Here is a 21,952-nt window from a genome sequence, read left to right as displayed (position 1 = left end):
CCGCCCCGGCCCGCGCCGAGGCGCCCCAGCCGGCGGCCCGCCCCGCGCCCCAGCCCGTCCGCGACGCGCCCGGCGAACTGGTGCCCTTCAACGCGATCCGGCGGCAGACCGCGCAGCGCCTCTCCGAAAGCTGGCGGACGATCCCGATGGCCGTGCAGGCGGTCGAGGTGGACTATGCCAATGTCGAGCGCGTCCGCTCGGCCAGGAAGCAGGCGTTCCGGGAGCGCCACGGCACCGCGCTCACCTATCTGCCCTTCATCGCGCGGGCCGTCGCGATCGCGATCGGCGACTTTCCGCGCGTCAACGGGCGGGTCGAGGGCGACGGGCTCGCGCTCTCGCGCGAGGTCAATCTCGGGATCGCGGTCGATCTCGGCCAGGACGGCCTGGTGGTGCCGGTGGTGCGCAACGCCGACGAACTCACGGTGCCGGGCCTCGCCAGGGCGATCGACCGCCAGGTCGAGAAGGCGCGCAGCGGCAGGCTGTCGCCGGACGACCTCTCGGGCGGCACCTACTCGATCACCAACAATGGCAGCTTCGGCACGCTCTTCACCGTGCCCCTCATCAATCCGCCGCAGGTCGCCATCATGTCGACCGACGCGGTCCGCAAGCGCCCGGTCGTGGTGGAGACGGAGAGCGGCGATTCGATCGCGATCCATCCGGTCGGCGTGCTGGCGCAGAGCTTCGATCACCGCGCCTTCGACGGGGCCTATTCGGCCTCCTTCCTCGGCCGCGTGAAGGCGATCCTGGAGACGCGCGACTGGACCGGGGATTTCGGCTGAGCGGCGGAGGCGGTTGCGATCCCGGCCGGGGTTGAACCGCCGACCGCCTGATGTTAATCAGAATGCAAACGATTGCACGCGCCGGAGGAGGCCATAGATGCAGGAGAACAGGCACAAGCTCGGATGGATCGGGATGGGCCGGATGGGCTATCCGATGGCCGAGCGGCTCATCAAGGCGGGCTACGACGTGACCGTCTGGAACCGGACGCGCGCGAAGGCGGAGCCGCTCGCGGAGAAGGGCGCCAAGATCGCCGACCGGCCCGCCGACCTCGCCGATGTCGACATCCTGTTCACCATGGTCTCGACCGGCAAGGATCTCGACCAGGTCTATTTCGGCGCCGCCGGCGTGGTGGACGGCCGCAGCTCCGGACCGATGCCGCGGATCTTCGTCGACTGCTCCTCCATCTCGGTCGAGGAATCGGCGGAATTCCGCACGCGCATCAACGGGCTCGGCTCGGAATTCCTGGTCGCGCCGGTGAGCGGGAACGGCAAGTGCGTGAAGGCCGGCAAGCTCTCGGTCGTCGCCTCGGGACCGGAGAGCATCTACGAGGTCGCGAAGCCCTATCTCCAGACGATCGGCGGCGCGGGCGTGGCCTATGTCGGGGAGGGCGAGCTCGCCCGCTTCTGCAAGATCGCCCATAACGTGATGCTGGGCGTCGTCATCCAGAACCTCGTCGAGATCACCGTGCTCGCGGAGAAGGCGGGCGTGCCGCGCCACGCATTCCTGGAGTTCATCAACAATTCGGTGATGGGCTCCACCTTCACGCGCTACAAGAGCCCGGCGCTCGTGAACCTCGACTGGACGACGACCTTCACCCCGACGCTCCTCAGGAAGGATCTCGACCTCGGCCTCAGCTCGGCGCGCGAGCTCGGCACGCCCATGCCGGTGACGGCCGCCACCCGCGAGGCGCTGCAGGCGCATTTCGGGGCCGCCTCGCTGCAGCCGGACCCGGCCGCCTATCTGGAGAAGGATTTCGCGGCGCTGCTCGAGACCCAGGCGCTCCTTTCCGGCATCCGGGTGGAGAGCGAGAACAGGCCGGTCAAGTCGGGGCTCGAGGTCGAGGGCTGAGGCGCTTGCCCGGCCTGCCGGGAAAAGCGGTCCCGGCGCCGTTCAATCGTCGTCGTCGAACGACCCGGAGACGGCCGCCCTGTGGCAAGCGGCGCAGTTCGACGGCGTCTTCACCTTGTCGCTCGCGAAATGGCGCGCCGAGACCTCCCGGTGCGCGCTTTGCCACCAGGGGGTGCCGGTGATGCGGAGCGGGGTCTCCCCGGCGTCGATGCCGCGCAGGAAGCGGCGGCTCCGCCGGCTCGCATCGGCCGCGTTGGCGACGAGATAGTCCGTGATCGCCCGGGTGGTTGCCGCGTCAAGGCTCGCATCCTCGCCGAAATGATGCGCGAGATCCGACGTGATCGCCTCCCAGGAGCGGGCGGGGAGGAAGGCCGGCAGGTAGGGGAGGTGACACGTGCCGCATTCCGCCGCGAAGGCCTCTCCGCCCGTGACGGGCGGCGCGGCGGCCGTGGCGGGATCGGCACTCCCGGCGGGCGGGGAGGCCGGAGCTTCGCGCGCCGTGCCGCCGGCGGACTGCGGAACGGCCGTCGTCTGGGCTGCCAGGACGGCACATCCTGCCAGGGCGATCGCGACCAGCGGGAACGCGTAGGGCTTCATCAGTATCTCCTCCCGTTCCGGCTATCGCGAGGCCATGAAGGCGACGAAATCGCCCTTTTCCGCCGGCGTGCATGCCCGCCCGAGCACGGTGTTGCAGTTCCGCCGGAACCATTTCTCCACCTCGGCGAGATCCGTGAACCGGGTCGGCACCGCCGATACCGCCATCGGCTCGATCGGCTTGCCGGCGCGGGTCCGGCCGGGATTGCGCGGGTCGGCCGTGTGGCAGGCGCTGCAGGACGGGCTTTCGGCGCTCACGCCGTGCTTCGCGCGGAAGAAGGCCTCTCCGCGCGCCGCCGAGAAGGCGGAGGGCGCTCCGGCCGCCTTCGCCTCCGCCGCGTAATGGTCGAGGATCGCCTGCTGCGCCGGCCCGGCCGCGGCCGGTCCCGTCGCCGCGGCCACGGCGAAAAGGCCGGCGGCAAATGTGCTCCGGGGGGTGGCTCTCATGACGTCGTCTCCTTCGGGATGGTGATCGCCGCCGGCGCGAAGCGGCCTGTCGCCGCGTCGGCATGGCAGGCGGCGCAATTGCCCTCGCCGCCGACCGGGGGCGACGCGAAGACCGCCGCCGGGATTTCGGCGTGGCGGCGTCGCCAGAACGGCGTGGCGGTCAGGCGGAGCGGATCGTCGGCGGCGCGCCTGCGGAAGACGTTGGCCGCGCGGGTGTCGTAGGCCTCGGCGGCATTGGCCACGAGATAGTCACGCATCGCCCGCGTCGTCGCCGGATCGAGCGAGGCGTCCTCGCCGAAATGATCGGAGAGCCCGTTCATCAGCGCCGTCCAGACGGCGGCCGGGGCGAGGCTCGGATGGTAGGGGATGTGGCAGGCGCCGCATTCCTCCGCATAGGCCGGATCGAGCGGGGCGGTCGGGACACCCGCGGCCGGCCGCTGCGAGAGCGCCGCGGAAACGAGGGTCGAGCCGGCGAGGATTGCCGCGACGATCCCGGCCGCGAGGACCGGCCTCGCTTGGGCGCTCCGGGCACTGCCGGCCCCTGGCATGCCGCGCTTGCGCCCGTGGATCATGGCGCCGACGAGGTCTTCCCGGGTGCGGCGGCTCTCGAAGAGGACGCCCGCCACATGCAGCGCGATCAGCGCGAGCAGCGCGTAGGCGAGGAGCCCGTGGATCTCGCGCGCCGCCGACCCGGCGGCATAGCTGGTGGCGAAGGCGAGCGGACCGGCCTTCAGGACGCCTCCGAGCGCGGCGGTTCCGGTCGCCGTGATGGCGATCAGGAGCGCCAACAGCGCGACGATCATCGCCCCGCCGAGCGGATTGTGGCCGAGATGCCGGCCGGCGCGGCGGCCGATCAGCTCGCGCGTGTATCGGAGAACGGTTGCCGGGCCGCCGACGAAGGTGGCGAAGCGGGCGAAGTGCGGCCCGAGGAAGCCCCAGACGATCCGGGCCGCGACGAGCGCCGCCGCTAGGGTGCCGGCCGCTATGTGGAGGCGGGTCCAGGTCGCCGGCAGGAGGAGGCCGGTCGTGAGCGCCGCGGCGACGGCTGTGGCGAGCATCCAGTGGAAGATGCGGACGAAGGGATCCCAGACCGCGATCGTGGTGCGGGCGGGCTGCCCGTTGATAGCCGCGTCCGTAGCCGCGCCCCTATCGTGACCACCGGGGTCACCGGTCGGAACCGGCCTGGCGGCGAAGGGCGCGGGCGATGGTGTCGGCTGGGGTCGCATCGCCCGGAAGTGTCGTCCGGGCGGACTGACCGCTCGCTGATGCCTTTCGTCAGCGTCCCGTCAGGTCCGGAGGGTGGCGGCTGCTTCCGCGCCGATGCGCGCCTTGGCGCCGCGGTTCAGCTCGCCTTGCGGAGCTTGCCTTCGGCGAGGTGGGGATATTTCTCGGTGAGGAGCGAGCCGAAATAATAGGTCGGCTGGAAGGCCGGATGGCTGCGGATCGCGTCCAGCCAGCGCGCGATCGACGGCCGCTCGTCCCAGTGGCTTGCGAGATTGATGTCGTCCATGCGGACGATCACCGGCATGATCGCGACGTCGGCGAGCGTGATGGCTTCGCCCATCAGGAAGGGCCCGCCGCTCGCCCCGATCCACTCGTCCATGCGGACGACCGCGCGGTAAAGGCGTCCGATCGCCTCATCCATGTCGGCCTGGGGAAATCCCGTGCGGCCCATGCGCAGCAGGAATTCGCGCCGGAGCGGCTTGGAATCGGCGAGCGCCTGGAACTCCGCCTCGGACATGGACTGGAAGTGGGGCAGGAAGGCGAGATTGTAGGACGGCACTCGCACGGCCGGGGTCGGCACCTCGTCGATGAAGCGCATCATCGAGCGCATGCGGGCGATGCCGAGCAGGCTCTTCGGCCGGAACGGCGCCCGCTCCGGCACCAGCTCGTCGAGATATTCGATGATGACGGCCGAATCGATCACCGGCTCGCCGTCATGGACGAGCGCCGGCACGACCCCGTTGGGATTGATGGCGAGGTAGTCCGGCTTCAGCTGGTCGCCTGCGAAGAGATCGAGCTTGTGCTCCTCGAAGGGGAGCCCCTTGGCGTTCAGCACGAAGCGGACGCGCTGGCTGCAGGTCGATTGCGGCGCGTTGTAGAGGACGAACCCGGACATGGCTTCCTTCCGTCAGTCCCAGTCGAGAAAGCGCGGCAGCCGCCTCTTCTGCGCGAGCGTGCCGACGATCCCGTTCGGGAAGTAGAGGAGCGCGAGCATCATGATGATGCCCGTGCCCATGATGTTGAGCTCGCTCGCGCCCATCGTGGCGACGAAGAACTCGTTGAAGAGGACGAGCAGCACCGTCCCGACGATCGGGCCGGCGACGGTGCCCTTGCCGCCCAGGATGCACATCAGCACCATGTTCGCGGCGACGAGGATCACGAGATAGATGTTGGGCCGGATGTAGGTGAGATATTCGCCCCAGACGGCCCCCGCCATGCCGACGAAGAAGGCCGAGATGGCGAAGGCGAAGGCCTTGTAGAAGCGCGTGTCGATGCCGGCGCTCTCGGCCTTCACCTCGTCCTGCGAGATCGCCCGCAGCCCGAGCCCGAACTTCGAGTGCTTGATGCGGTAGGACGTGTAGACGGTGACCGCGGCGATGACGAGGAACGCGTAGTAGTAGGGAATCTTCATCCACCTTGCGTCGAGCGACAGCTGCGGCAGCGTGATGCCGTTCGCTCCCCCCACGAAGTGCCAGTTGTCGAACAGGATGCGCGCCACCATCAGGAGCGCGATCGACGAGATGATGAAGGTCGGCCCGCGCATCCTGAGCGTCACGAGGCCGATGCCGAAGCCGATCACGGCGGCGGCGAGCCCCGCGAACGGCGCGGTGAGGATCGTGCTGACGCCGAAATAGGCGAGCAGCATGCCGGAGAAATAGCCGCCGATGCAGAAGAATACGTTATGGCCGAGCGAGACGTAGCCGGTATAGCCGCCGAGAATGTTCCAGCTCGACGCCATCGCCACGTACATCATCGTGTAGAGCGCGAGGTGGAGAACGTAATTGTAGCCGCCGATCAGCTGGAGCGCGGGGAGCGCCGCCAGCACGAGGAGAAGCACGATCGGGACGTAGAGCGGGCGGCCGGCGCGCTTCTCCCGGGCGAGCGAGCTGTCGTGCTGCCGGCGGGCGTCGAGGACGTTTCCGACGTCGAGATTGGTGCTCATCTCAGGCCTCCTCGATCCTGTCGCCGAACAGGCCCTGCGGACGGACGAGAAGCATCACGAACAGCGCCAGGAAGAAGGTCATCGTCGACCAGGTCGAGCCGGCATAGGTGCCGACGAAGGCGGCGATGACGGAGAGCAGGAGGGCCGCGACGATGGTCCCCATCAGCTTGCCCATGCCGCCGAGGACGACGAGCGACATCAGGATTGCGATCCATTCCCAGTGCTTGGCCGGGAAGAAGGAGAAGATGAAGCTGACGAGCGATCCCGCGGCGCCGGCGAGCGCGAGGCCGATGCCGAAGGTGACGAGCGAGACGAACTCGACGTTGACGCCCATCAGCTGCGCCGCGGCGCGGTTCTGCGTCGTGGCGCGGATCGCGTAGCCGAACCGCGTGTAACGCAGGAACAGCATCAGCCCGCCGATGATGACGAAGCTCGCAATGCCGGCATAGAGCTGCGCGGTCGGGATGAAGAGATCGCCCAGGAAGATCGCCTGCGTGCCGTAGGACGGCGTCGTGACGCGCTGCGTGTTGGAGAAGAGCGCCCCGAGAAGGCCGTCGAAGCTCATGGCGAGCGCGAAGGTGAGGAGCACCGTCATCTCGGAATATTTCGCGCTCGCCGCCTCGCGCGCGAAGACGAGCTTGTAGAGCACGAGGCCGATCACGAAGAGCACGAGCGCTGCGACCGGCATCGAGAGGATCGGGTCGATCCCGTAGAGCGTGAAAAGCCAGTAGCTCACGAAGGCGCCGGTCAGGATCATGATCGGATGCGCCAGGTTGACGATCCGCATGACGCCGAAGATGAGCGTGAGCCCCGACGCCATCAGGGCGTAGACCCCGCCGAGGGCGAGGCCGAGTACGAGGACCTGGAGGATGTCGATCATGGCGCCTTCCGCTCAGGCGGCCGCGGCGGCGGACCGGCCGAGATAGAGTTCCTGGATGCGGGGATCGACGAGCACCTCCGGCGCCGGTCCCTCGAAGAGCGTGCGGCCGAGATCGAGCACGGTGCCCCAGTCCGAATGCTTCAGGCCGGCGATCGCGTTCTGCTCCACGAGCAGGATCGTCATGCCGCGATTGCGGAGCATGTGCATGATCTCGAACATCTGCTGGACGATCTGGGGCGCGAGCCCGAGCGAAGGCTCGTCGAGCATGACGATCTGGGGCTCGACGATGAGCGTGCGCGCCATCGCGAGCATCTGCTGCTGGCCGCCGGACATCGTGCCGGCATGCTGGTGCGCGCGCTCGCGCAGGATCGGGAACTGCTCGAGCACGGCCTCGGTCCGCCGCTCCAGAAGCGCTTCGTCGCGCAAGGTGTAGCCGCCCATGCGGAGGTTCTCGCGCACCGTCATCTTGGGGAAGAGCGCGCGCTCCTGCGGCACGAAGCAGATCCCCTTCCTGAGGATCTGATCGGGCCTGAGCCCGTCGATCCGCTCGCCGCCGAACCGGATCTCGCCGCTCCTGACCGGCAGCAGCCCGGCAATCGCCTTCATCAGGGTCGACTTGCCCGCACCGTTCGGCCCGATGATGCATTGCACCTGGCCCGGCCTGACGGTGAGGCTGATGCCGTTCAGGATGGCGGGGCCGCGGCCATAGCCGGCGACGACGTCGGAGACTTCGAGGAGCTCAGGCATGGCCGACCGCCTCCATTGTCGGAGCCACGGGCAGGGTCTGCGCCCCGCCGAGATAGGCTTCGAGGACGAGCGGGTCCGACTGGACCTCGCTCGGCGCGCCCTCGGCGATCACCTGGCCGTGCGCCATGACGACGACCTTGTGGGAGAGCCGCATCACGAGATCCATGTTGTGCTCGACGATGAGCACCGTCAGGCCGCGCGCGTTGAGCTCGCGGATGCGCGCGACGATCTCCTCGAGGAGCCGCGGATTGACGCCGCCGGCGGGCTCGTCGAGCAGGATGATCTCGGGATCGGACATCAGCAGCGCGCCGAAATCCATCAGCTTCTTCTGGCCGTAGGAGAGGCTTCGCGTCTCCTCGTGCGCGAGCCGGGTGATCCCGAGGAACTCGAGGATCTCCATCGCCTTCTCGCGCTCCCACTCCGCGACGGCCGGTCCGAACAGCGCCCGCCAGCTTGGCACGCGCGACTGCACGACGAGGTTCTCGAGCACCGTCAGGTCCTCGAGATTCCGGCTGATCTGGAAGGTGCGGCTGAGGCCGAGCCGGGTCACCTGGTGCGGCTTCAGCGTGTCGATCCGGCTGCCGTTCAGCCAGATCTCGCCGGCGCTCGGCCGCAGCGTCTTGCTGATGCAGTTGAAGGCGGTCGTCTTGCCGGCGCCGTTCGGTCCGATGAGGGCGGTGATGGAGCCGCGCTCGACCGTGAAGCTGCACTGGTCGACGGCGCGGATGCCGCCGAAATATTTGCACAATCCGCGCACTTCGAGCATCGCTAGCCTTTGGAGTTCATGGCAATGGAGGCCCCGGCCCGCCGCTCCGGCCGGGGGAGCGGAACGCCGGCGGTACGGATCGGGTCGCGACGTCTCACCATTGCGGCTTCGGATAGACGAGCGGGGCGACGCCTTCGAACTCGTCGGTCGGATAGACGAATTTCAGCACGCCGCCCTGCCATTGCGCCTCCAGGAACGGGCGCCCCTTCGGCAGGCCGCGCTCGTCCCAGTTGAACGGACCGAGCACCGTGCGCACGGGATCCTCCTTGGTGCGGGCGTGCAGCCATTCGCTGAGCTTCCGGTTGTCGGTGCTCCCGGTCGCGCGGACGGCCTGCTCCATGCCCTGGCAGACGGCGAAGGGGATCGCGGAATCCTCGTCGGGCGCGGTGCCGTACTTCGCCTCGAAGGCCTTGCGGAAATCCTGGTTCGTGAACGTCGCGCCGGCGAGCAGGCCGACAAAGGGCACGGCCGGATGCCAGGAGGTGTGCACCGCGACGCCTTCCGCCGCCTTGCCGGCGCCCTCGGCATATTCGGCCTGCGTGCCCTGGCTCAGATAGAGGAATTTCGGCTGCGCCTTCACCGTCTGCAGCGCCCGGGTCAGCTGGACGGCCTCCTCGGCCGAGGCGGTGAGCCCGATCACCAGCTCGGCCTCCGAACGCTTGACGGAATTGGCGAGGTTCAGCCAGTCCGAGAAGCCTTCCTCCGGCCAGCGCTCCTCCATGACCACCTTGACGTCGTGATCCGCGAGATAGCCCGGCGCGAGGTCGGCCACCACGCCGCCGCCCGGATTTTCCACCTTGCGGCCGAGCAGGCCCGCGGCGATGCCGTTGGCGAAGAAGTCGTCCGAATGCACGACCGCGGCCGTCTTCGGGCGCTCGTCCGGGGGCACCAGGGCGTCGATCATCTCGACGAGCGATTCCCCGACGAGCTCGGCGGCGTTCTGCTGGAAATAGAAGGCGTGCTTCAGTCCCTGCGACCAGATCCGGAGCGCGCCGCCCGCCGGCACCGGATGCACCATGCCGTACTTCTCCATGACGGCGGAGACCGGGAAGGTGAGCTTCGAGGAGAAGGTGCCGAACACGAGGTCCGCCTTGTCCGCGTTGATGAAGCGCTCGTACTGGTTGATCGCCGTTTCGGTATCCGACCGGTTGTCGCCGAGGATCAGCTCGAGCTTGCGGCCGAGCAGCCCGCCCTTCTCGTTGATGAGATCGACGCAGAGCCGATAGCCCTGCTCGTGCTTCGCGCCGCTGACGGAGAAGCTGCCGGTGAGGGGAAGCGACGCCGCAATCCGGATCGGCGCCTCAGCCTGGGCCGCGGATGCGAGCGCGGTCGCGGCCGCTGCCAGGAGCATGCCTCCGACCTTCTTCCGCATCCGGATCCTCCCTTTCGCCTGCCGTGCCCACCATCGAGGGAAGGCCTTCGTCTCTCCCTTCGGCCGGGGGCATCCTCGGCCGGGAGGCTCACGCAAACGTTTGCATGGATTGTGTCCGCGGAAACCCGGCGCGTCAAGTCGGGATTGGGTCGGCCGCAAGAAGGAGGGCAGGGGGCTCGCAGCCGGTTCCGAGTAGCCAGCGGAAGCGGAGGAGAGTAGAGACTCGCGCCGACCAGCTTCGCCGAGACCCGCATCGAGGTTCGGAGCAGGCGTTCGATCGACCCGCCGCCGGCCCCGGCGGCGGAATCCATACGCCGAGCCGCCCGCCGATCGCTTCGCAGATCTTCCGGTTCTTCGAGATGCCCCGACACGACATCCTCTTCATCAGCTATGTGAACGGTGTCCTGCTCTGCCTTCTGGCCGGCGGCATGCTGATCCCCGCTCTGGTCGATTTTGCCGGCGACAACCCCGACGGCACGGTCTTCCTGCTGGCGGCGGTGACGACCGGCACGTGCGGCGCCTTCCTCGTCCTCGCCAATCGCGGCGTCTCGCGGGGGCGCCTGCACCGGCGCTCGATCTATCTCCTGACGGTCAGCCTCTGGATCGTGCTCAGCGTCTTCGCCTCGCTGCCGCTGCTGTTCTCCTCGCTGAAGCTCAGCCTCGTGGACGCGCTCTTCGAGACCGTGTCGGGCATCACGACGACGGGATCGACGGTGATCGCCGGCCTCGACAACCTGCCGCCGGGACTGCTTCTCTGGCGCTCGCTGATCCAGTGGTTCGGCGGCATCGGGATCGTCGTCCTGGCGATGATCGTGCTGCCGGAGCTCCGGATCGGCGGCATGCAGCTCTTCCATTCCGAATCGTCCGACATCTCGGACAAGTTCCTGCCGCGCGCCTACGATTTCGCGAAGCTCTGCGCCGGCGTCTACTTCCTCCTCACCTTTCTCTGCGCCTTTGCCCTGGTGTGGGCCGGGATGCCGGTCTTCGACGCGGTGAACCACGCGATGACCACGCTCGCGACCGGCGGCTACTCGACCAAGGACGCATCGGTCGGGTTCTACGATTCCGTTCCGATCGAGATCGTGCTGACGGTGTTCATGGCGCTCGGCGCCCTGCCGCTCGTCTATTTCGCGCGCGTCGTGCAGGCGCAGAGCTTCGCCGGATTCCGCGATCCGCAGGTCTCCGGATTCCTGACCGTGCTCGCCGTCGCGATCCTCGCGATGACCGCGTGGAACGTCGCCGGCGCCGGGATGGCCGGTCCGACGGCGCTCCGTCTTGCCGCCTTCAACGTCACCTCCGTGCTGACGGACACGGGATTCGCGACGACGGATTTCAGCACCTGGGGCAGCTTCGCGGTGGGGCTCTTCTTCCTGCTCTTCTTCGTCGGCGGCTGCGCCGGCTCGACCGCGGGCGCGATCAAGATCTTCCGGTGGCAGATCCTCTTCAAGGGGATCGCCAACCAGCTCCGCACCACGCTCTCGCCGAACGAGGTCGTGCTCCTGAAGCAGGGCACCCGGCGCGTCGACACCGCGATGTACGATTCCGTCCGCGCCTTCTTCTTTCTCTACCTGCTCACCTTCGCGGCGCTCTCGCTCGCGGTGATGGCGACCGGGCTCGACTTCCTGTCGAGCACCAGCGCGGTCGCGCAGGCGATGGCGAATGCCGGTCCGGGGCTCGGCCCCGTGGTCGGCCCCGCGAGCAACTTCCAAGGCGTCGCGACCTCGGCGAAATGGCTGCTGATGCTCGCCATGCTGCTCGGGCGGCTGGAACTCGTGACGGTCTACGTGCTCGCCGTGCGGCGCTTCTGGATGGACTGAGCTGGTGGTCAAAATCTGACACCTGGTACCCGCAAGGTAGGTGCCGACTACCGACCCTTTTATCGCCGTTCCGCCTTCGCCTCGGGAGCGGCGCCTTCTCGCCCGAAGTGGACGCGGGTCCTGCGCCCGCCTCGCACCAACAACGCGCCTCAAAAAAACGCAGAGCTGCTTCGTCGTTTCCTCAAAGAAGACGCTGCCAGCAACAACGCTGAAGCTGCGCCAGGCGCCCCCTTAATGGTCGACAACATTGATAAGGTTCCCGGCGGGATCGCGGAAGAAGAATCGGCGGAGGCCCCAGGGCTCTTGGGCGGGGCCATAGATCACCTGTGCTCCGGCAGTGCGTACTGCCGCTTCCGTGGTGTCCAGATCATCAACTCCAATCGAAATCACCGGCAGCTCGGTGCCGGACCCGCCTTCAGAGGCGGCGTGCAATTCGATCTTCTGGGTCGCGCTGCTCGCAAGAAATGCGATCCAGCCCATGTCCAATGGCGTGTCGAGCCCGAATACATCCATATAGAACTTTGCAAGTTCTGCTGGATTGGGCGCGTTGAGATTGGCAACGATTCTTGTGACCGTCATCGATCCATGACCTCCTCCTGTTCGCGCTCGTCCAAGACGCCGACCGACCTCGACCTGCCGTTCCCGATTTGTCTAGGAGAGATCGGTTTCCCAATCAATCTCGGTCGTTTGGCCATCGATCGTGATGGGTACCAAGTGTCAGATTTTGACCACTAGCCCCGTCCGCGATAGGGCGCGACCCCCGGATCCGGCACCCAGAGCCCGTCCGGCGCCGCGCCCGTCTGCCAGAACACGTCGATCGGCATGCCGCCGCGCGGATACCAGAACCCGCCGATCCGCAGCCAGCGCGGCGCGAGCTCGGCGACGAGCCGCCTGCCGATCCCGACGGTGCAGGCCTCGTGGAAGGCGCCATGGTTGCGGAAGGAGAAGAAGAACAGCTTCAGCGACTTCGATTCGACGAGCCATTCGTCCGGCAAGTAGTCGATGACGAGATGGGCGAAATCGGGCTGGCCCGTCACCGGACAGAGCGAGGTGAATTCCGGGCAGGTGAAGCGGACGAGATAATCGGCGTCGCGATGCGGGTTCGGCACGCGGTCGAGCACCGCCTCGTCCGGCGAGAAGGGAACGGCCGCGGGCCGCCCGAGGGCGTGGAACTGGTCTGTCATGGTCGGAAATCCCGGTCGGCGCTGGCCTGATGCGGCCCCAGATGGGGATGGCGGCGGGCGCCCGCCATCGCGCCGCATGCGCGTGCGGCGGATCGCGCAGGCGGGAACCGGGCTCCGGGCGGATTGTTGACTCCGCAACCGGGCGCGCAGTGCGTCCCGGCGCGATGAGGGAGACTTGCATGGACAGGGACAGGATCGAAGGCTCCGCCAAGAATGTCGGCGGCAAGGCGAAGGAAGCTGTCGGCAAGGCCGTCGGCGACGCCAAGCTCCAGTCGGAGGGCAAGGCCGACCAGGCGGAAGGCAAGGTGCAGAACGCCATCGGCGGCGTGAAGGACGCCCTCAAGGGCAAGTGAGCCGGCCGACGGGGCCGGACCGACGACCGGAAGGTCCGCCGGCCCGGCCCGCGATCCCGCGTCGAGAACATCGAGGAGAACGTCCGGAATGTCCGTGATCCGCATGATCTTCGTCACCGTCCCGCCCGACATGAGCGCGCGCGCCGTGGAGAACTGGAAGGCGGAATGCGCGCCGCTCATGATCCGCCAGCCCGGCTGCCGGTCCGAGAAGCTGCTGCGATCCTCGGACGATCCGGGCGGCTTCATCTCCTATTCGGAGTGGGATTCCGAGGAGAGCATCAAGCGCTATCTCGCGAGCGCCGACCACCAGGAGATCAAGCGGCACAACCGGAACATTTCCGGCGCGGATGTCTCGGTGAAGCACTTCACGCCCGTCGACTGACGCAGCGCCCGGTCATTCCCCTTCAGCCCGCGCGGATCGTTATCATCTTCACGATGTCCGCGACGAGGAAGCGGGTCTCGGCGATCTCGAGGCCGGCGGCCCGGGCATGCGCCTCGGTGCGGCGGTCGAAGCCGGCGCCGTAGGCCCAGTTCATCCAGGGCTCCCAGAGGCGCGCGACCGCGGCGCGGAACCGGCCCTGCGGACGGACATATTCGAGGAGCCGGATCTCGCCGCCCGGTTTCACCACGCGGGCGAGCTCGCGCAGCGCCGGCTCCTGCAGCTCGTCCGCGAGCACGCAGAACAGGAAGGTGGAAACGGCCGCGTCGAAGCTGCCGCTCTCGAAGGCGAGCCGGGTGACATCCATCTGCCGGAGCTCGACGGCCGCCCCGAGCGCCGCCCGCCGCTGCTCGGCGCGGGCGAGCATGGCACGGCTGAGGTCGATCGCCACCATGCCTGCGCCCGGCGGGTAGAACGGCATGTTCCGCCCGGTGCCGACGCCGGCTTCGAGGATCCGGCCGGAAAGCCCCCGGAAGAGCAGGGGCCTCAGCCGGCGATAGCGGCCGTACTCGAAGGGGAGATCGAGCAGATCGTAGAAGCGGGCGATCCGCTCGTAGCGGGCGAGGGTGGAGGACATCGCCTCACCCTAGCCGCGCGCCGCGCCTTCTCCAATGCCGCGGCCGATGGCGGCCGCGGGGGGCGTCACCGGCTCACTGGGCGGCTGCGGCCGCGGCTTCCTCGCCGCCGACGGTCTTCGCGAAATTGGCGAAGAACTGGTCGGCCATCTTCTTGGCGACGCCGTCGATGAGACGGCTGCCGAGCTGGGCGAGCCTGCCGCCCACCTCCGCCTCGACGTTGTAGGCGAGGTTGGTCCCGCCGCCCTCGGCGTCGGTGAGGGAGACCTGCGCGCCGCCCTTGGCGAAGCCCGCCACGCCGCCCTCGCCCTGTCCCGAGATCCGGTAGCTGTTCGGCGGATCGAAATCGGAAAGCGTGACGGCGCCCTTGAAGGTGGCGCTGACCGGGCCGACCTTCACCTTGGCCACGGCCGCGAAGCCGTTCTCGCCGGTACGCTCGAGCGACTGGCACCCGGGAATGCACGCCTTCAGCACCTCGGGATCGTTGAGCTTCTCCCAGACGGTCTCGCGGTCGGCGGGAAGGGTGACCTCGCCCGTCATCTTCATTGCCATGCTGCTCTCCTGGTCGGGTGTCTCGGTCCGGCGTTCCGCCGCGGCGCCGGGTTAGCGCGCCCGGTGCGCCAAGTCGATGCCCGCGCCGAGGCCCGGCACGGGCGGCATCGTCAGGCCCGGCTCACCGCGCCGGCGGCCGCGTCCGGGGCCCGGCGCCGCATCGTCTCGGCGGCGAGCTCGTCCTTCAGGCCGGGATGGAACCGGATCGGAACCGGGCGCAGCTCGCCGCGCCGCACGGCCTCGACCAGCTCGCGCTTCAGCACCTTGCCGTTCGGCGTGAGGGGCAGGTGGTCGAGGCGGAGGAAGAATTCCGGCATGTCGAAGCGGGAGAGGCCCTGCTCGTCGAGATGGACGAGCAGCGCCTCCGGGCTCACCTCCCGGCCGTCGCGGAACACCACGGCGAGGCAGGCCCGCTCGCCGAGGCGCTCGTCCGGGACCGGGATGACGGCCGCCCGGTCGACGGCCTCGTGGCGCATGGCCGGCGATTCGATCCGGGCCGGATAGATGTTGTGGCCGCCCCGGATGATGACGTCCTTCTTGCGGCCGGTGATCTGCACGTAGCCGTCGGCATCGAGCCGCCCGAGATCGCCGGTCATGAACCAGCCGTGCTGGTTGAACGAGGATTCCGTCGCCTCCTGGTCGTCGAAATAGCCGAGCATCAGGCTCGCGCCCCGCCCGCCGATCTCGCCGACCTCGCCGACGGGAAGCTCGACGTTGCGGTCCTGCGTCGACCAGATCTTCACCTCGTAGCCGTCGCAGGCGCGTCCGGAGGTCTCGATCATCCGCGCGGGGGAATCGTCCGGGCGGGTGTAATGGTGCGAGCCGGCCTCGGTCATGCCGTAGCCGCTCTGCGGGATGACGCCGTGCTCGAGGAGACCGGCCGCCACCACCGGCGGCACCGCCGCGCCGGAGATGCGGAATCCCTTGACCGCGCCGAGGCGCTTCAGCTTGCGCGCGCGGAGCTCGCTCAGGAGGTCGATCGCGTGCGTGGGCACCCCGATGATGAAGGTGGCGCCGACCGCGAGCAGGCGGTCGACCAGGCTGGCGGCGCGGGGAAGGTCGTGGACCACGAACTCCCCGCCCGTCGAGAGCGTCATGACGAGCGCGCCGAAGCCGAGATTGTGGCTGAGCGGGCTCAGCGAGTAGAGCACGGTCGACTGCTTCAGGTCCCAGTCGTCGGACATCACCCGGGCGTTCGCGAGAAGCGTGTTGTCGCTGTGCATGACGCCCTTCGGCACGCCGGTCGTGCCGGAGGTGAAGGCGAGATAGACGATCGTGTTCGGGTCGAAGCGCAGCGGCGCCGGCGCGGTGCCGGCGGGCGGCTGGACCCCGCCGAAGAGCCCGCCTGGCAGATCGGCCTCGGAGAGCGGCTCGAGCCGGTAGACGCAGCGCAGCGAGGCGATCTCGCCGGTGCGGTCGAAGATTGAGCGCCGGTGCGAATCCGCGCCGTAGCCGAATTCCGCGACGAGCGCGGATGCGCGCATGCGGACGAGCAGCTCCTCGATCTCGCCGGCGGTATGGTCGCGATGGAGAGACGGACAGCAGACATAGCCGTTCCGCGAGCAGGCGAGCATGACGACGGCGGCCTCGATCCGGCTCGGCAGCCACACCGCGACGCGCTCGCCCGGCTGGACGCCTTTGGCGTGAAGGTCGGTCGCAAGCCGGTCGGCGGCTTCGACGAGCTCGCTGTAGGTCACCCGGCGCAGCCGGTCCCGCATCGCCGGTCGGTCGGGATTGCTGCGGGCGTGGCCGCTCACCAGACCGTAGATCGTGTCGTCGCGCCAGAACCCCGCGGCATAATATTCGCGGATCTGCGTGGCGCTGAGCAGCGTCAGAACGGTATTGAACATTTGTTGTCTCTGGTTCGAAGCCATTTGAATGATCGGCAGCCGGTCGCCTGCGCCTTCCGCCCGGAGGCGGCCCCGGCGCGGGCCCGCCGATCTCGCCCGCGAGCGCGCACGGCCGCGATTGCGCCGGTGGTTCCGGCGGAACGCGAGGGGACGCCCGGTCGGGCGCCTCGATCCGGCCAGGAGCTCCGGCTATGCCGCACGGCGCGTTCGGGGTGCGGCATGTCGGGTCGAGGGCCTCTTTCTCTTCTTGCCGGCGGCACTCCCGGGTCCGCCGCCGGCTCCAGTCCCGCCGGGAACGGCAACGGAGCTCCCCGGAGCTCCCCGTAGACGCCTTTTTTGGCACGTACACCAAAATCGGTACACCTGCAAGCTGAGGCGCGGAATTCGAGGCCCGTCCGGAACCCACGCCACAGCGCCGACAGCGGGATCCCTGCGGCGAGCCACGGTCCGGCCTTAGGGCCGGCGGGTGTCGGATCCGGAGCGCGGCTGCCGAAACCGCTCCCCGGGCCGCGACGGGCGAGGGTGGCGCGGATTCGCGCGGCGGTTTCATGGCGGAGCGGGCTCACGGGCTCGATCATGTTCCAGAAATGCGCGGACATGTACCAAATTAGGAGCACGCCGCGCGCTTTGCCACAAAAACGAGAAGTGGCTTGATTTTGGTACGGTCACCCCATAACGTTCCAGGGTCCGCGGACGGGGACCGGGGACTGGAGGGGAAGCTGCCGGCGTGCGTTCGGCCGCGCCGAGATCCTTCAGCCGGGCTCCGGCCGCGCCTTCGCAAGGTCGTGCCGGGCGCCGGCTGCACATCGTCCTATCGTCGATTGGCCCGGGTCGACGGTACAAGGTTCTCACGTATGCCGAACAAGGATCTGAGGTCTTGGCTCTCCGCCGTCGAGGCGAACGGCGAACTGAAGGTGATCAGAGGGGCCGAGCCGAAGGAGGAGATCGGCGGCATCGTCGACATCTACCAGCGGAAGATGGGCAATCCCGCCGTCATGTTCGACGAGGTGCCCGGCTATCGGAAGGGCTTCCGCGTCCTCGCCAACATCCTGACCTCGGTCTCGCGGATCAACATCGCGCTCGGGCTGCCGCCGGAATCCGGCGAGATGGACCTCGTGCAATGGTGGCGCACCTACATGCGCGAGGCGCCGAGCTTCCCGCCGGTCGAGGTCGCAAGCGGCCCGCTCATGGAGAACGTCTTCGAGGGCGACGCGGTCGACATCACCAGGATCCCGACCCCCGTCTGGCACGAGCTCGACGGCGGACCCTTCATCGGCACCGCCTGCCTGGTCATCATGAAGGACCCGGATTCGGGCTGGATCAACAGCGGCACCTATCGCATCCAGTCGCACGCGCCGAACCTCGCGACCGTCATGATCTCGCCCGGCAAGCACGGCCGGATCCTGATGAACAAGTACCACGAGCGCGGCGAGCCGTGTCCGGTCGCCGTCGTGGTGGGCATGCATCCGGCCATCTTCATGCTGTCCGGCCTCGAGATCCCCTACAACAAGAGCGAGCTCGAGGCGGCGGGCGGCATCTTCGGAGAGCCGGTCGAGGTGCTGAAGATGCCGAAGACCGGGCTCCCGGTCCCGGCCGACGCCGAGATCGCCTTCGAGGGCTTCATCCACCCGAACGATGCGGTGCAGGAGGGCCCGCTCGGCGAGTGGACCGGCTATTATGCCGGCGGCAGCCGTCCGGAGCCCGCGATCCGCATCGCCACCCTGATGCATCGCAACGACCCGATCCTGCTCGGCGCCATCCCGGCCGTGCCGCCGAACGACAACACCTTCTATCTCGGCACCTATCGGTGCGGCGCGGTGTGGAACCAGCTCGAAGCCGCGGGCATCCCGGAGGTGAAGGGGGTCTGGGCGCACGAGGCGGGCGGCAGCCGGTTCTGGCTCACCGTCTCGATCAAGCAGCTCTATGGCGGCCACGCCAAGCAGGCGGCGATGGTCGCCGCGCACTGCCATGCCGGCGCCTACTGCAACCGCTGGACCATCGTGGTCGACGAGGACATCGACCCCACCAACATCAACGACGTGATCTGGGCGATGTCCTCGCGCGTCGACACGCGGGACGGCGTCGACATCATCGAGGGCGGCTGGAGCTCGGCGCTCGACCCGATGTGCTACGACGGCGACAACGACCGCCGCAACGGCCGCGTCATCGTGAACGCCTGCAAGCCGTTCCACCGCAAGGACACGTTCCCGGTCGTCGCCCGCTCCAGCAAGGCGCTCGACGAGCGGATCATCGCGAAATGGAAGAGCGACCTGCCGAAGGCGTGAGGCCGGCGGAAAGGAGCTGAGGTCGACCCCATGGCCCATGCCGCCGCAGACGGTTGGATCGGAGCGAGCCTCCTGCGCAAGGAGGATGCGCGGCATCTCCTCGGGGCGGGGCGCTTCGTCGCCGACATCCGCCTCCCCGGCATGCAGGACGTGGCGTTCGTGCGCAGCGACGTCGCGCACGGGGTCCTCCGCGCCGTCGGAAAGCCGGACGGTGCGGCGGCACGGGTCTTCACGCGCGCCGATCTTGCCTGGGTGAAGGTGCTGGAGGCCGGGCCCGAGCTCGCCGCCTTCCGCTCCAGCCCCTATCCGCCGCTCGCCGAGGACAAGGTCCGCTATGTCGGCCAGGCCGTCGCGGCCTGCCTCGGCGCGACCCGCGGCCAGGCGGAGGATCTCGCCGACCAGGTCGCGGTCGACATCGAGCCGCTTCCCGCCGTGGTCGATTGCGTCGCGGCGATGCGGCCCGACTGCGCGCGCCTCTTCGAGGCCTGGCCCGACAACGCCTTCATCAGGAGCAGCGTCGTGGAGGGCGATCCGGCCTCGCTTGCCGGCGCGCCGATCCGGCTCCGGCGCCGGCTGCGGATGAACCGGCAGGCCACCGTGCATCTCGAGGGCCGCGGCGTGGTGGCCCATTGGGACCACCGGCAGGACGAACTGGTGATCCATCTCTCCACGCAGGGTCCGCACGTCATGCGGCTCGGCATCGCGGAGGCGCTCGGGCTCCCCGAGCACAAGGTGCGCATCATCGCGCCCGATGTCGGCGGCGGCTTCGGCGGGAAGAACCGGCTCATGCCGGAGGAGATCGCGGTCGCGGCCATCGCCATGAGGGTGCCGCACCCGGTGCGCTGGATCGAGGACCGCCGGGAGCACCTCATCGCCTCGGTCCACGCCCGCGACCATTATTACGACCTCACCATCTCCGCGAGCGCGGAAGGCGAGCTCCTCGGCATCGAGGGCAGCGTCTACATCGACGCCGGGGCCTATGCGCTCTGGCCGACCGGCGCCTTCATGGAAGCGAGCATGGCGGCGCGCAACCTGCCGGGGCCCTACCGGATCCGACACCTCGCCATCGACACCTACACGGTCGCCACCAGCAAGGCGCCGATGGGGCCCTATCGCGGCGTGGCGCGGCCCGGCGCGTGCTTCGCGATCGAGCGGCTGGTGGACGAGGTGGCGCGCGAGCTCGGGCGCGAGCCGGCCGAGCTCCGGCGCATGAACATGGTGGCCAGCGCCGAGCTGCCTTACCGGACCGCGGGCGGGCTTCTGCTCGACACCGGCGATTATCACGACTCGCTCGCCAAGGCGGTCGAGCTGATCGATCTCGACGGGATCCGCGCGCGCCAGCGGACGCCGGAGGCGGACGGCCGCGCGATCGGCGTCGGCTTCGCCTTCTATTCGGAACAGAGCGGCCACGGCCAGGCCGAATGGACGAAGCGCAAGTCGCGCGTCGTCCCGGGCTACGAATCGGCGCGCACGCGGGTCCTGCCGGACGGCTCCGTGGTGATCCATGTCGGCGCGCAGAACCACGGCCAGGGGCACGAGACCTCGCTCGCCCAGATCGCCGCGCACGAGCTCGGCCTCGATCCCGACCGGATCTCGATCCGCTACGGCGACACGGCGACGGCGCCCTTCGGCTTCGGCTCCTTCGCGTCGCGCACGATCGTCTTTTCCGGCGGCGCGGTGGCGAAATCCTGCCGCGCCATCGCGGACAAGGTGAAGCGCATCGGCGCCCATCTCCTCCAGACCGAGCCGGAATCCGTCCGGCTCGAGAACGGCGCGGTGGTGGGCGCTACCGGGGCCGTCAGCTTCGGCGAGATCGCGCGCGCGGCCTCGATCCGGCAGGAGCTCCTTCCGGACGGCATGGACCCGCTCCTCGAGATCGTCTCGACCTACGAGCCGAGCGATTCCGGCGGCGTGTTCTCCTACGGCACCCATGCCGTGATCGTCGCCGTCGACCCGGAGACGGGCATCACCGAGATCCTGAAATACGTGGTCGCCGAGGATTGCGGCACGATGATCAACCCGATGATCGTCGACGGCCAGGTGCAGGGCGGCATCGCCCAGGGGATCGGAACGGCGCTCTTCGAGGAGATCCCCTATTCGGATCTCGGCCAGCCGCTCGCCACGACCTTCGCGGACTACATGATGCCCTGCGCGACGGAGATCCCGATCGTCGAGATCGCGCATTCGGTGATTCCGGCGAAGGTGACCGAATACGGCGTCAAGGGCGTGGGCGAGGGCGGCGCCATCGCGCCGCCGGCGGCGGTCGCCAACGCCGTCGCCGACGCCTTCCGCCATATCCGCGCGCGGTTCGACGAGACGCCGCTCACCCCGAAGCGCGTGTCGGATGCGATCGCGGCCGCCCGCGCCGCGCAGGGAGACGCCCCGTGAAGCCGGCGCCTTTCGACTATCGCCGGGCGGAGAGCGTCGACGATGCGATCGGCGCGCTTGCCGGCGGCGAGGGCGACGCGCTGCCGCTTGCGGGCGGGCAGTCGCTGCTGCCGCTGCTCGCGCTCCGGATGTCGGCCCCGCGCCTCCTCGTCGATATCGGCCGCATCGCCGAGATGCGCGCGGTCGAGGAGGCGGCGGACCGCGTCGTGCTCGGCGCCGCGATCACCCATGCCGAGATCGAGGACGGGCTGGTGCCGGATCCCGGGCAGGGCCTGATGCGGCGGGTGGCGCGGAAGATCGCGTACCGCGCCGTCCGCAACCAGGGCACGATCGGCGGCAGCATCGCGATGGCGGACCCGGCGGCGGACTGGCCGGTATGCCTGATCGCGCTCGAGGCCGTCGCTCGGCTCGCCGGCCCGGCGGGGCGCCGCACGCTCGCCGTCGCCGACCTCATCGAGGACGTCTACACCACCGCGCTTGAGCCAGGCGAACTGATCGTGGCGTTCGAGATTCCGCGGCTCGGCCCGGCGGCGCGCACCGGCATCGGCAAGGTGTCCCGGAAGACCGGCGCCTTCGCCATGTCGCAGGCGGTCGCCGTGATGCGGGACGGTGCCAGGCCGGCGCGGGTCGTGCTGGCGGGCGCCGGCGGCAGGGCGCGCCGGCTCGACGCGGTCTCGGCCGCGCTCGAG

Annotated in this window: 22 protein-coding genes; 8 read left to right on the top strand and 14 right to left on the bottom strand. The window is 69.0% G+C overall.

Annotated features, from left to right (window positions below):
- Both E4O86_RS16885 and E4O86_RS16880 read left to right on the top strand, forming a co-directional pair.
- Nucleotides 1–779, top strand: a 779-nt coding sequence (locus E4O86_RS16885) for a 2-oxo acid dehydrogenase subunit E2 (protein ID WP_161141725.1), incomplete at its 5' end; no start/stop codon positions are given.
- Nucleotides 780–876: 97 nt separating this feature from the next.
- Nucleotides 877–1,848 carry an NAD(P)-dependent oxidoreductase gene (locus E4O86_RS16880; protein WP_161141724.1) on the top strand — a complete coding sequence of 324 codons (972 nt, stop codon included), beginning with the start codon at nucleotides 877–879 and terminating at the stop codon, nucleotides 1,846–1,848.
- Between the two features lie 42 nt (nucleotides 1,849–1,890).
- Here E4O86_RS16880 and E4O86_RS16875 read toward each other — a convergent pair whose 3' ends face one another.
- The 9 genes from E4O86_RS16875 to E4O86_RS16835 all read right to left on the bottom strand — a co-directional run bounded on the left by E4O86_RS16875 (nucleotide 1,891) and on the right by E4O86_RS16835 (nucleotide 9,820).
- Complete coding sequence (locus E4O86_RS16875) at nucleotides 1,891–2,445, bottom strand: diheme cytochrome c (protein WP_161141723.1); 555 nt, start codon at nucleotides 2,443–2,445, stop codon at nucleotides 1,891–1,893.
- A gap of 21 nt (nucleotides 2,446–2,466) precedes the next feature.
- On the bottom strand, nucleotides 2,467–2,889 hold the full coding sequence (locus E4O86_RS16870; protein ID WP_161141722.1) for a DUF1924 domain-containing protein: 423 nt from the start codon (nucleotides 2,887–2,889) through the stop codon (nucleotides 2,467–2,469).
- Complete coding sequence (locus E4O86_RS16865; protein ID WP_161141721.1) at nucleotides 2,886–4,115, bottom strand: cytochrome b/b6 domain-containing protein; 1,230 nt, start codon at nucleotides 4,113–4,115, stop codon at nucleotides 2,886–2,888. Before E4O86_RS16865 ends, E4O86_RS16870 begins: the two co-directional genes overlap by 4 nt.
- A gap of 116 nt (nucleotides 4,116–4,231) precedes the next feature.
- Nucleotides 4,232–5,008 (bottom strand): glutathione S-transferase family protein, encoded by a 777-nt coding sequence (locus E4O86_RS16860; protein WP_161141720.1) that lies wholly within the window; start codon nucleotides 5,006–5,008, stop codon nucleotides 4,232–4,234.
- Nucleotides 5,009–5,020: 12 nt separating this feature from the next.
- A complete protein-coding gene (locus E4O86_RS16855) occupies nucleotides 5,021–6,055 on the bottom strand; it encodes a branched-chain amino acid ABC transporter permease (RefSeq protein ID WP_161141719.1) in 1,035 nt (344 codons plus the stop codon).
- A gap of 1 nt (nucleotide 6,056) precedes the next feature.
- Nucleotides 6,057–6,935 (bottom strand): branched-chain amino acid ABC transporter permease, encoded by an 879-nt coding sequence (locus E4O86_RS16850; protein ID WP_161141718.1) that lies wholly within the window; start codon nucleotides 6,933–6,935, stop codon nucleotides 6,057–6,059.
- 12 nt (nucleotides 6,936–6,947) lie between these two features.
- Nucleotides 6,948–7,682: an ABC transporter ATP-binding protein gene (locus tag E4O86_RS16845; RefSeq protein ID WP_161141717.1), complete on the bottom strand. Its 735-nt coding sequence runs from the start codon at nucleotides 7,680–7,682 to the stop codon at nucleotides 6,948–6,950.
- Nucleotides 7,675–8,448 (bottom strand): ABC transporter ATP-binding protein, encoded by a 774-nt coding sequence (locus tag E4O86_RS16840; protein ID WP_161141716.1) that lies wholly within the window; start codon nucleotides 8,446–8,448, stop codon nucleotides 7,675–7,677. The genes E4O86_RS16845 and E4O86_RS16840 overlap by 8 nt, the downstream gene beginning before the upstream one ends.
- Nucleotides 8,449–8,542: 94 nt before the next feature.
- Nucleotides 8,543–9,820 (bottom strand): amino acid ABC transporter substrate-binding protein, encoded by a 1,278-nt coding sequence (locus E4O86_RS16835; protein ID WP_246206455.1) that lies wholly within the window; start codon nucleotides 9,818–9,820, stop codon nucleotides 8,543–8,545.
- Between the two features lie 359 nt (nucleotides 9,821–10,179).
- Between E4O86_RS16835 and E4O86_RS16830 the strand changes: the two genes are divergently transcribed.
- Nucleotides 10,180–11,637 carry a TrkH family potassium uptake protein gene (locus E4O86_RS16830; RefSeq protein ID WP_161141715.1) on the top strand — a complete coding sequence of 486 codons (1,458 nt, stop codon included), beginning with the start codon at nucleotides 10,180–10,182 and terminating at the stop codon, nucleotides 11,635–11,637.
- 231 nt (nucleotides 11,638–11,868) lie between these two features.
- Here the strand turns inward: E4O86_RS16830 and E4O86_RS16825 are convergent, their stop codons facing one another.
- Nucleotides 11,869–12,216, bottom strand: coding sequence for a VOC family protein (locus tag E4O86_RS16825; RefSeq protein ID WP_161141714.1), 348 nt, complete (start codon nucleotides 12,214–12,216; stop codon nucleotides 11,869–11,871).
- A 152-nt stretch (nucleotides 12,217–12,368) separates the two neighbouring features.
- Complete coding sequence (gene queF / locus E4O86_RS16820) at nucleotides 12,369–12,821, bottom strand: preQ(1) synthase (protein WP_161141713.1); 453 nt, start codon at nucleotides 12,819–12,821, stop codon at nucleotides 12,369–12,371.
- A gap of 179 nt (nucleotides 12,822–13,000) precedes the next feature.
- Here queF and E4O86_RS16815 point away from each other — a divergent pair, with 179 nt between their 5' ends.
- A complete protein-coding gene (locus tag E4O86_RS16815; protein ID WP_161141712.1) occupies nucleotides 13,001–13,174 on the top strand; it encodes a CsbD family protein in 174 nt (57 codons plus the stop codon).
- A gap of 88 nt (nucleotides 13,175–13,262) precedes the next feature.
- Nucleotides 13,263–13,556, top strand: a complete 294-nt coding sequence (locus E4O86_RS16810; RefSeq protein ID WP_161141711.1) for an antibiotic biosynthesis monooxygenase family protein — start codon at nucleotides 13,263–13,265, stop codon at nucleotides 13,554–13,556.
- A 22-nt stretch (nucleotides 13,557–13,578) separates the two neighbouring features.
- Here E4O86_RS16810 and E4O86_RS16805 read toward each other — a convergent pair whose 3' ends face one another.
- The 3 genes from E4O86_RS16805 to E4O86_RS16795 all read right to left on the bottom strand — a co-directional run bounded on the left by E4O86_RS16805 (nucleotide 13,579) and on the right by E4O86_RS16795 (nucleotide 16,590).
- Nucleotides 13,579–14,190, bottom strand: a complete 612-nt coding sequence (locus E4O86_RS16805) for a class I SAM-dependent methyltransferase (RefSeq protein ID WP_161141710.1) — start codon at nucleotides 14,188–14,190, stop codon at nucleotides 13,579–13,581.
- Nucleotides 14,191–14,263: 73 nt separating this feature from the next.
- The gene (locus E4O86_RS16800; RefSeq protein ID WP_161141709.1) at nucleotides 14,264–14,740 is read right to left on the bottom strand and encodes an SRPBCC family protein; all 477 of its coding nucleotides are present in this window, start codon (nucleotides 14,738–14,740) and stop codon (nucleotides 14,264–14,266) included.
- Between the two features lie 110 nt (nucleotides 14,741–14,850).
- Entirely contained in the window at nucleotides 14,851–16,590 is a 1,740-nt protein-coding gene (locus E4O86_RS16795) for a class I adenylate-forming enzyme family protein (RefSeq protein WP_161141708.1), read from the bottom strand.
- Nucleotides 16,591–17,444: 854 nt separating this feature from the next.
- Between E4O86_RS16795 and E4O86_RS16790 the strand changes: the two genes are divergently transcribed.
- From E4O86_RS16790 to E4O86_RS16780, 3 genes are all read left to right on the top strand, one after another.
- A complete protein-coding gene (locus E4O86_RS16790; RefSeq protein ID WP_161141707.1) occupies nucleotides 17,445–18,875 on the top strand; it encodes a UbiD family decarboxylase in 1,431 nt (476 codons plus the stop codon).
- Nucleotides 18,876–18,905: 30 nt separating this feature from the next.
- Nucleotides 18,906–21,263, top strand: a complete 2,358-nt coding sequence (locus E4O86_RS16785; protein ID WP_161141706.1) for a xanthine dehydrogenase family protein molybdopterin-binding subunit — start codon at nucleotides 18,906–18,908, stop codon at nucleotides 21,261–21,263.
- Nucleotides 21,260–21,952 (top strand): FAD binding domain-containing protein (locus E4O86_RS16780; RefSeq protein WP_161141705.1); only part of this gene is annotated, 693 nt, incomplete at its 3' end. The genes E4O86_RS16785 and E4O86_RS16780, both read left to right, overlap by 4 nt.

This window comes from Propylenella binzhouense (assembly GCF_009866965.1).
In the GTDB taxonomy this organism is placed as follows: Bacteria; Pseudomonadota; Alphaproteobacteria; order Rhizobiales; family Afifellaceae; genus Propylenella; species Propylenella binzhouense.
The sequence above is the reverse complement of the archived record's forward strand: the minus strand, read 5'-3'. Positions and strand labels throughout refer to the sequence as shown.